A 10,038-nucleotide genomic window follows, 5' to 3' on the forward strand; every position below is an offset into this window, starting at 1 on the left:
CAATTTCCCCACTGAAACCACTCCTTTAGCTTTATACTTATTATTCTATCAAATAAAAAACTGTGTGAGTAAGGAACCGTACGCATTCCTTACTTACACAGTTAATATTACACTCCCAATTCGCATTTTCCTGACGCTACCCCATTATGATTTACTGTTAAAAATCCAACTGAATATGATGGCTTATTTATATTTGCTGTTTGAATGAACTCCTCTACTACATCAATTCCTACAACTTCTTTTACTTTTGAATTCCATTGATATGTAAATTCACCGTGGCCACATCCAACATCAAGAATACAAAAATTTTTATCTACAAGTGAATCAATCTTTTGTGACAATACCATAGCAGCTGTTGGTTCTTCAAATTGAGACTTCCAAGGGTAATTGTAACTTCCTCCTAGTTGCGAATACCATTTGTCACTATGAGGTTGTACCCATTCTGGGTGTTGCATAACATCATAAAGAACTTTTTGACTTTTAATTTTAATCACTTCCTTCCGATTAAATAATACTCAAGCCACAATATCTTTGTTTAAATTTCTCTTTTAGACTCTAAATTCCTTCATTGTTCCAGAATATGGACTGATTGTGGAATAGAATGACTGAAGTTTTTAACTTTACTATCATAAAACATATAATATCAAAAGTTTATCGCTACTTTTTATATAGTAGACTTTTTTATGCAATTACCGTCACAAAAACGTTCGTTTTTGTTACGCTGTTTAGTGATATGTTTTTAACCTAGTAAACTTGCATAGTAGATGTAACAAAAATATGTAACATTAATATTTGTAACAATATTCCTCTCTAATCGTTTTTGGTACAATATTCGGTAGAGGAGAGGATGAATATGAAGTTTGGCTATATGCGTGTTTCTACATTAGACCAAAATTTAGATCGCCAAAAGAAGCAACTTGAAGAATTTGGATGCGATCGCATTTTCTTTGAAAAGGTAACTGGAACAAAACGGAACCGACCGGAGTTGGATCGTATGTTAGAGTTTCTTCGTCCGGAAGATACGGTAGTTGTAACAGATCTAACTCGATTATCACGTTCTACAAAAGATCTGATTGAGATCACGGAATTAATTTCTCAAAAAGGAGCACACTTGAAAAGTCTAAAGGAATCATGGCTAGATACAACCACAGCACATGGAAAAATGTTGTTTACCATTTTCGCTGGAATTGCTCAATTTGAAAGAGATTTAACTTCTGAACGGACAAAGGAAGGAATCCAGGCTGCAAGGAAAAGAGGGAAACATCCTGGAAGACCGAAAACCGATGAGGAAAAGGTTAATTATGCCCTATATCTTATCGATCAAGGCATAAGTCGTACAGATGCTGCAGAGAAAGCCGGTATCTCTAGAATGACTCTATATCGTAAGATACAAAACAATAAAGAGACTAACTAGTAACCAATGGGGCAAGAGGTGCTTAAGCTATGTCTACTTTGCCCCTGGTTACAGCAACGCTGGTACTGGGCCTAATAATGGAATTCTTAGGCTTTTTCATTAGATCTTCACTATGTAAATTTAACATTTTATTCAACAATATGGCCCCTTGGAATAACATGACTACCGTTTTTAAAACAACAACAGTAATATAAGTTATTTTTTATGCCGGTTACTGTCAAAAAGCACGCTTTATGACAAGCTTATTATTCTTTGAATTCATCATGTCAAAAAGTTTAATTTCAAGTTATGCAATATTTCATTTGATTAAGGCCTAGTGACAGGGTAGCTGCTCTAGTCCGCAGGATTTCTTCCAATAAAAGTAATTTACTTATTTAATATGGTAAAGAAAGAGAAATCCTTGAAATTACCATGAGAGTCCTAATTCATCGCAATAAACATCTGCTTCAATAAAACAATTCCTCATATCAGCCTCACTATCTAATTCAGCGAGAATATCATACACTGTTTTTTTAACGCATCGACAGTTGTATAAGGGACGTAGATTATATACTCGTTAGCTATGATCTCCATTTTGTAATTATCTTTCAGGAACTGCTCGACACTTTTTCTTACCTTTCCTTTGCTACGTACAAATTTATTGTTATTTTCTATTCGCAGCCACATTCTTATTTTTGCAGTGTTTTCTATATCAATATGAGCTTGTTCCTCTTTGTTTTGCCTTGTTGTTTTTATGTAACGATATAATGTTGCTTGACTTATTCCGGTCATTTCTACAATCTCGCTAATACTGTATTCCTTAGAGTTATATAGATTAAGAGCTTTCTTTATCTGTTTTTCTCTCACTTTTGGACGGCCGCCATTTCTTCCTCTGGCTCTTGCACTCTCTAACCCCTCTTTTGTTCGTTGAGCAATTAGATCTCTTTCGAATTGGCTGAATGCCTGAAATACAGTAAGCATAAGTTTACCTTGTGGTGTATTTGTATCAAAATTCTCTTTTATGCTAATCAATTTAACATTTTTATCATCAAAGTATTCAACTAACTCTATCAAATCTTTTGTACTTCGGCCTAATCTTGAAAAACTTTCTACAACGATTGTATCTCCGGGTCTAACTTTATCCTTTAATCGAATAAGTTCTGGTCTATTCGTTTTTGTACCTGACATTTTTTCTGTTAATATTTCGGTGCAGTTGTATTCGCTTAACAAATGCAGTTGTCGAATCAAATCTTGTTGCTTGGTACTAACTCTTGCATATCCATAAGTGTATTGCATCATAAGCCCCCTTTTGATACTAATAATATTATCATTAAGGGGGCTTATTGTTAATTTGTTTTTGATAATAGTTTTGATAGCGAATGAACAAGGATTTTGCGACTAAAAAATTTTGAAAGTTACATTTATCAAAAACATTCGTTTTTGATAAGGGGTTTTCCTGTTAGTAGAATCAGATATTTATAATAAGGTGGGATCACAACCTCTGTATTATAATGTAAAGTGGGATAGTTCCTTTATATGCTTATTCCAGAATACCAGCTAATATAAGTCAACACTTTTGACTTAATATTGATTCATAAGTAATGTTACAATAAAAAAAGGCATGACAAAGAGACTTCAAAACAATAATTTGAAGTTTTTGCAATTAATGTAATTATTTTGCATTCGTTATGCTATGAAACTCTCTTTATGCTTTAGAATGGCATAAATCCAATGTAATAGCTTGTTAGCGCTGGCTATTATCGCTACTTTGTGAGGTTTTCCCTCACTTCTTTTTTTGTCGTAAAACTCTCTAAGTTTGGTGTTTCGATTATTCGTTAATCCACACTGAACAGCTGTATATAAAGCTTGTCGTAGCTTGGAAGATCCCCTTTTCGTGATGCGGTTTATGGTAGCTGTAAACTTACCTGATTGATAGATCCTGGGATCAATTCCTGCATAGGCCACTAGCTTTTTAGGGTGACTAAACTGCTTGATTTCTCCTATTTCGGAGATGAATGTAGCCGCAATCTTACATCCTACCCCCGGTATGGAACGGAGAATCTCATACTCTTCAAACTGCATAGCTAATTGATCAATCTCTTGTTCTAGAATGGATAGAAACTCTTTTTGTTGAAGAAGCATTTGGATGTACATCTTTAACGTCACTAAATGGCTCTGATATAGGGTCTTTTTAAATGGGTTCCTTTCTGCTGCTTCTTTAATCTTATTCGCTTTATCCCAAAACCATGCATACGAACGTTTTCCTCCTAGACTATGCATCACACTCGCTATTTCATCTGTTTTTGCCTTTAAAACGACGTCGGAAGTAGGATATAAAAGCAAGGTCTTTAAAGATATCTGTGAATACAAATTCCCAAAAACGCCTTTATATTCAGGGAAAACTTGATCTAGAATCGTTTGAAACTGTAGCTTTAACTGTACGTAATTACGAGTTAATGAATCATGTTGTCTAGATAAATTACGTAAGTTCATGGTTTGAACATTTTTTCGGTGAAATGTTTCTAGATCTTCTTTGTAGTAGAGTTCGCATAAATGCCGAGCATCAGCTGGGTCTGACTTAACCTTTCGAAGGCTACTCTTTTTAGTTTCGTAAGAAACCACTGGATTCACTAAATAGTAGGTTATCCTCCTTTCCTCAAGATACTGAAGTACAGGCTCATGATAGTGTCCAGTAGATTCAAAAATGACCACAGGGTCTGCTTCAGCGTTTAATTTGAGCTCCTTGTAAAATACATAAAAATCATGTAAACCATTGATATCATGCTTAAACTTAAAGGTTTTCCCAAAAGGTTGATTTCTTGCCAAGAAAGCTTGGACTTGGCTTTCTCCTTTTGAGACATCCAGACCAATGACTGGATCCATATTTTATCCATCTCCTTTTACTGTATTTGCCGGCAGCCCCTGACTATCTTGTAGTTTCATAGCTTCGCTTGTTATTCGGGGTCAAAGCCCCAACCAGCCTCAAACATGTTTCTACAAGTAGGGGGTGGACAGTATAACGGACGGGATCAAGTCCCAAGGGCCATAACGTCCTACCCCGGCTACCTAAAGAATAACCTATTAAAAATAGGCCAACCAGATATAATTCTGGATGACCTTATAATACGATTGGGCCATTTACTTGAATAAGGATAGTTGTAAATGACTTGGGTAAAATACACCTAAATATAATTTTAGGGTGATGTGAATGAACAAAAGTATTTCTCTTTTATTACTTGTATTCAGTATCTTAATTTGTACAACGAATATTGGTACAGTCTGTGCGAGTGATAACGACAAACCCAGATCTAATGAAGAAATTTATCCTGAAATTGGATATCAAACTGTTGAAGAAGCAATAAGGGATTTTGAGCAACATTTTAAACAAGACTTGAAATTGCCACTTAGAGTACCACCAATAACTTTCACTCATTATTTTGGACGATTTAATGATTTGGAGGGTGACATAAATGACTCTTTTGAAGTGGAAGTTATAAGTGATAATTCACCAGAAAATCATTACAAAATCGATGTTCGACCTATAAAGCATAAAATACCCATCAGGGATAAGTATGTTTTAAAAGTCTTTAAACTAAAGAACGGAAATGAAGCAGCGTATATGGCCATTTCGGGTTTTAATGTATTGGTTTTTGAAAGAGATAGTTGGCAATATATGCTTAGTATTGATAAAAGAGTTTCTGATATGGTGACTCCCGAAGTCTTAGTTCAGATAGCAAATTCTATTGATCATCCGAATGAGATAAAAGATTAGTTGTTCAACTAAACCAACAGAAGTTATTAATCTTCAACAGTAGGCGCGTTTGTTGAACAAGAAGTAAGAGGTTGATACATATTAGACATGACTAATATGTATCAACCTCTATTTTTTATGCCTTTTTACGATTTAGGTCTTGATAACTTGCGCCTACATTCCGTAGGTTCCTGTTCCATTTACGTCAAGCCGCCGTACCGAACGAGCCGTAATACGAAAGACAATAGCATAATGAAAAATGGTAGCAGCCCAAGGGCTGCTTTTATTATTGGTTTTTCCTCCCTTTTGCGCTACGAATCGTACAAGTTCGTAATCCAACTAACCTTCCAGTGGGTTGAGCCTCCTAGGCTACGCCCTCAACCTTCTAGAAGCTAAGTTGGATAAACAGAAGGTCAAGGGGCAAAAAGTTTTTTGATTAAAGGAGCTTTGCAACATCAAATAACTTTTTTGCTAACCCCTTGACCTTCTGTCTATACTCCTTGTTCGTTCTCCACGTCAAAAGGGCTTTTCTTGTTCACACAAATCTTCTACAGTTGATTTGCTCCAATAAAAAGACCCTTACGGAAATCAGAAATCTCTTTATAAACAAGCTGATTGGGAACAAGCATTAAGTAAAAATACTGATGAAAAAAACAATATGGAATTCCAAAAAAAATTACTAGCTCATTTAAGAAATTAAGATACATGCTATAAAAGTCTGTCATTGCTTTTGAAATTTGGTGTTATTCCATTGTTAATGTTCGATAAAAAGCGAGCAAGCTTCAACTGCTTTTAATCTCAACAATCGGGCGCTTTTTCGAAATAAGGAATTTTAGATACTTATATATAGACTGCTTTTGAAGAATAATTACAGGATTTTAAGGGAAATCGAGGTGGGGAATAATGGGCTTGTTTTATGAAAAAGCTAGCAGTCAAAGCAAGACTCAAAAATTGATCAGGGTTACTCAAGTGTACCCACAGATTATGTTTTCTATCTTTATTAAATCAGTTCAACAAAATAGTTTTTCTCTTAACTTCCATTCAGAAATAAGGTAAACAATTTTTCTGCAATCGTGCGCGATTGTGGAAGAGAATCATAGGTAGATAATGATCGAACTTTATAAGACAGTAGAGCTATTATTCAATCAAGTATTACGAAATCCTTCCTGAATCTTTTACATCTCAGGAGGGATTTTCATAATAGATCTATTCAGAGGTATATGCAAAAATAACCATATGTTCCATTATTCCCCTAATGGTTGCTGCAACACATTAGGGGCCACCAACATTTTGACATATTATCCACGTAATACACAAAAGCCGATAATTTCATAGTGTAAAAAAATCGGCTTTATGCGATGAAGTTTGCTTAGCGTAGTTTTCCGCGTTTTGTTGGTGGGACCCCTCATTTAAAGTGAATGATTGATCGACTAGAAAGGTTCGGAGAAGGTTACATAACTGAATAATTCCTTCTTTTATAACAGCATCCTCTAAATACGAAAAACTAAGACGAAAATGATTATATTCCGGTTCGCCGGCATAACAAACTGATCCAGGTAAAATAGCAATTTGTTGTTTTTGTGCTTGCACAAATAATTCATTTGTGCTGGCCCAAGAAGGCAATGTTACCCAAATATTTAATCCTCCATCTGGTTGCGTCCAAGTGACACCTTTTGGTGCATGATGTTTAAGTAAATCAAGTACTAGCTTACAACGGGAATAAAGTACTGATCTCAAATTTTTGATATGTTTATTCATCCGATTTGATGTAATAAAAGGTAATACTGCTTTTTGTGTTACTAATGGACTGCCAAGGTCCGAAATGGTTTTGGCAGCAATCAGTCGGTTTAAAAAAGGACCGGATGTGTTAATAGCAGAAATACGACAGCCTGGAGACAGAATTTTGCTGAAGGTTTTCACATAGATCACATGTCCGGATGAATCTATTGACTTAATGGTACGTGGTGGCTGTTTAGAAAAGCAAATATCACTGAAGGTATCATCTTCAAGAATGATACAGTTATAGCTTTGCGCCAACTGAAGAAGTTTTACTCTCCTCTTGATGCTCATGACGGTTCCCGTAGGGTTATGATAAGTCGGAATAGTATAAATCAACTTAGGAGGATATTCATCACACATTTTTGTCAAAAGATCAATTTTCATCCCTTCATTATCAACAGGAACGGTAATAATTTTTGCACCTCTGCTTGCAAAAACATCAATAGCACCAGAATAAGTAGGAGCTTCCATATATACGACATCACCTGGACCAACAAATGTACGGGCAATGAGATCGATCCCCTGTTGAGCTCCATTTACAATGAGTAAATCTTCACCCTTAACCGAAATTCCTCGTTCTTCAAAATAAACGGATAATGCATTCCTAAGTTCCAAATCACCCTGAAAAGGGCCGTAATTTGCAACCACTGTTGGGTTATTTAAAATAATTTGATAAATATTTTTACCGATTTCTTCAGTAGGCAGCAATTCATGATGAATCGATGATATATGAAATTGATAACGATAATCCGTTGATGAACCTTGAAAAGCACTTTGAAAGTGTTTCAACATTTGTGCTCTCGGTAGATAATCGATGGTTGACAGCTGCCATGCAGTAGATCCTTCTTCCTCATTTATCGCTTCATTTAATTTCTCCGAATTAACAAAACAGCCTTTACCCTGGATACATCGAATAAAACCCCGTCCTTCAAGCTCCTTGTATGCTTTACTTACGGTAACCAAACTAACATGCAGAATTCTAGAAAGATTACGTATAGAGGGTAATTGTGTTCCAGGTTTCAGAAGCTCTGATTGTATACGATCTGTAAATGTCTGTACAATTTGCTTTGACAAAGGTTTATCGGAAGAACGTTTTAGTTCGATATGCATGTTAAACTCACCCCTATAAGTGTTATATTCCACCTTTTACTGTTATATCATATTGTGGATAATATAGACTCAGATTGTTGAAATAAGTATATCACTTTGAAAGAGAGGGATGAAAAAAGTTTATATTATCACAAGTTTATATTGTTCTTGCTGCTATTATACCTGTTTGTATGAGGACAGTTCTATCTGAAACGATTAAGTGTATCAAAGTATTTCATTAGTCATGAGTAATAAGGAGATTATAACTTGAAAGGAATGTATAAATTTTGAATCAGCTTATAGAATTAATTGAAATTACTTCGAGGAAAGATAAGCCAAATCCCCATTCTTTAGGGTTTGGTAAGTATTTTACAGATTATATGTTTAGCATGGATTATGAAGATAATAAGGGCTGGCATAGTCCTAGAATTTCACCTTATGAGCCTTTAAATTTGGTTCCTTCTGCCTCAGTATTTCACTATGGTCAAGCTGTATTTGAGGGATTAAAAGCTTACAGGTCTTCAGATAACCGTATATTATTATTTAGGCCAGAAAAAAACATTAAAAGATTAAATATTTCAAGTGAACGGATTAGTATTCCACCTTTAGAAGAAAAGTTTGTGTTAGAAGCTATTAAACAACTAATTAAATTAGAAAAAGAATGGATTCCTAATGAGGAAGGTACGTCTTTATATATTCGGCCTTTTATTATTGCTACAGAGCCTTGTTTTGGAGTAAGACCTTCTAATCAATATAAATTTATGATTGTTTTATCACCAGTAGGATCTTATTACTCTAATCAATTAAAAGCAGTTAAGATTTATGTAGAAAATCATTATGTACGGGCAGTAAAGGGAGGAGTAGGATTTGCAAAAACTTCAGCCAATTATGCTGCTAGTTTACGGGCTCAAATAAAAGCTAAACAATTAGGATATGAACAAGTTTTATGGTTAGATGCTATTGAAAAGAAATATGTAGAGGAAGTGGGAAATATGAATATCTTTTTTAAGATAAATGGAAAAGTAATAACTCCTAAATTAAATGGAAGTATTCTAGGAGGGATTACGAGGGAATCTGTCATTGAGCTTTTAAGAAGCTGGAAAATACCTGTTTGTGAAGAGGATATTTCCATAGAGGACGTTTACAAATCATACTGTAAAGAGGAAGTAGAAGAGATATTTGGTACAGGAACTGCAGCTGTCATATCTCCAATAGGTGAATTAAACTGGAATGAGAATAAAATGATTATAAATGAGTATCAAACAGGAGATTTATCAAGAAAATTATATAAAACGATTACTGATATTCAATTAGGAAAAGAACACGACAAGTTTGGGTGGATTTTAGAGGTCTAAGGTTTAAAGTCTTTGAAAGACACCTGGTTAGATATATCGAAAGAAAATTCGTATAGCCAATTTTTAATAAGCGTTATGGCCGGTGTAAATCAATTAGAACGTGATCTAATCAGAATGCGTCAACGCGAAGGGATTGAGCTTTGAAGGGAAGTACCAAGGAAGAGTGAAGATATTGCCATGGTATTGGATAATGCAAGGATCCACCATGCCAGACTAATCCAGCCTTTCCTGGAAGAAAACAGTTCACGGCTTGAATTGATCTTCCTACCTCCTTACAGTCCGGAACTTAATCTGATGGAGGGTTTTTGGAAATGGATGAAGGAAACCATCATTAATAATGTCTTCTATTCGAGAGTCCAGGACATCCGGATCAATGTCCGTAAGTTCGTAGTGGACATTGGTTCTAAAGCCGATGTAGTCATAAACAGGCTTTGTGTAAGAATGTAAGTCTTTAATTCAACCTATATAATTACAAAAAAATATTTGAGGTGTCTCATGAGAAAAGGTCAATCTAAACAATTCCTCGTATTCCAAACGTATACTTGCTACATAGTTTGTACATGATAATGGAAAAACTAAGGAGGAATTTTAGTTGGAGTGGATTTTTTTTCTATACCTGTTAAATACGTTCTTTATCTTATTCATAGCAATTTGGGAAGTTCGTCGGCCAG

Annotated in this window: 6 protein-coding genes and 3 pseudogenes; 5 read left to right on the forward strand and 4 right to left on the reverse strand. The window is 35.0% G+C overall.

Annotation, left to right across the window (positions count from 1 at the left end; all coding sequences use genetic code 11):
* Positions 1-107: 107 nt before the first annotated feature.
* Positions 108-494 carry a methyltransferase domain-containing protein gene (locus ACTJJ9_RS25485; RefSeq protein WP_145585141.1) on the reverse strand — a complete coding sequence of 129 codons (387 nt, stop codon included), beginning with the start codon at positions 492-494 and terminating at the stop codon, positions 108-110.
* 359 nt (positions 495-853) lie between these two features.
* Between ACTJJ9_RS25485 and ACTJJ9_RS25490 the strand changes: the two genes are divergently transcribed.
* Positions 854-1,414, forward strand: coding sequence for a recombinase family protein (locus tag ACTJJ9_RS25490; RefSeq protein WP_145585139.1), 561 nt, complete (start codon positions 854-856; stop codon positions 1,412-1,414).
* 406 nt (positions 1,415-1,820) lie between these two features.
* On the opposite strand, the pseudogene ACTJJ9_RS25495 reads toward ACTJJ9_RS25490, so the two are convergent.
* Both ACTJJ9_RS25495 and ACTJJ9_RS25500 read right to left on the reverse strand, forming a co-directional pair.
* Positions 1,821-2,692 (reverse strand): annotated as a pseudogene (locus ACTJJ9_RS25495) (recombinase family protein).
* Positions 2,693-3,079: 387 nt separating this feature from the next.
* A complete protein-coding gene (locus ACTJJ9_RS25500; RefSeq protein WP_440768993.1) occupies positions 3,080-4,276 on the reverse strand; it encodes an IS110 family transposase in 1,197 nt (398 codons plus the stop codon).
* A 325-nt stretch (positions 4,277-4,601) separates the two neighbouring features.
* Between ACTJJ9_RS25500 and ACTJJ9_RS25505 the strand changes: the two genes are divergently transcribed.
* Positions 4,602-5,165: a hypothetical protein gene (locus ACTJJ9_RS25505; protein WP_186324339.1), complete on the forward strand. Its 564-nt coding sequence runs from the start codon at positions 4,602-4,604 to the stop codon at positions 5,163-5,165.
* Positions 5,166-6,473: 1,308 nt separating this feature from the next.
* On the opposite strand, the gene pdxR is transcribed toward ACTJJ9_RS25505, so the two are convergent.
* Positions 6,474-8,033, reverse strand: a complete 1,560-nt coding sequence (gene pdxR, locus ACTJJ9_RS25510) for a MocR-like pyridoxine biosynthesis transcription factor PdxR (protein WP_145585137.1) — start codon at positions 8,031-8,033, stop codon at positions 6,474-6,476.
* A gap of 266 nt (positions 8,034-8,299) precedes the next feature.
* Between pdxR and ACTJJ9_RS25515 the strand changes: the two genes are divergently transcribed.
* The 3 genes and pseudogenes from ACTJJ9_RS25515 to ACTJJ9_RS25525 all read left to right on the forward strand — a co-directional run.
* Positions 8,300-9,367 carry a branched-chain amino acid aminotransferase gene (locus tag ACTJJ9_RS25515; RefSeq protein WP_145585135.1) on the forward strand — a complete coding sequence of 356 codons (1,068 nt, stop codon included), beginning with the start codon at positions 8,300-8,302 and terminating at the stop codon, positions 9,365-9,367.
* 3 nt (positions 9,368-9,370) lie between these two features.
* A pseudogene (locus tag ACTJJ9_RS25520) lies at positions 9,371-9,536 on the forward strand (recombinase family protein); the annotation flags it as partial.
* A 2-nt stretch (positions 9,537-9,538) separates the two neighbouring features.
* Positions 9,539-9,814: pseudogene (locus ACTJJ9_RS25525) on the forward strand (transposase); the annotation flags it as partial.
* Positions 9,815-10,038: the final 224 nt, after the last annotated feature.

This window comes from Metabacillus sp. 22489 (genome assembly GCF_052044855.1).
GTDB lineage: Bacteria > Bacillota > Bacilli > Bacillales > Bacillaceae > Metabacillus > Metabacillus niabensis.

Coding starts and splice junctions, on each gene's coding strand:
- ACTJJ9_RS25490 (WP_145585139.1), top strand. CDS start 854: ATGAAGTTTGGCTATATGCGTGTTTCTACATTAGACCAAAATTTAGAT.
- ACTJJ9_RS25500 (WP_440768993.1), bottom strand. CDS start 4,276: ATGGATCCAGTCATTGGTCTGGATGTCTCAAAAGGAGAAAGCCAAGTC.
- ACTJJ9_RS25505 (WP_186324339.1), top strand. CDS start 4,602: ATGAACAAAAGTATTTCTCTTTTATTACTTGTATTCAGTATCTTAATT.
- pdxR (WP_145585137.1), bottom strand. CDS start 8,033: ATGCATATCGAACTAAAACGTTCTTCCGATAAACCTTTGTCAAAGCAA.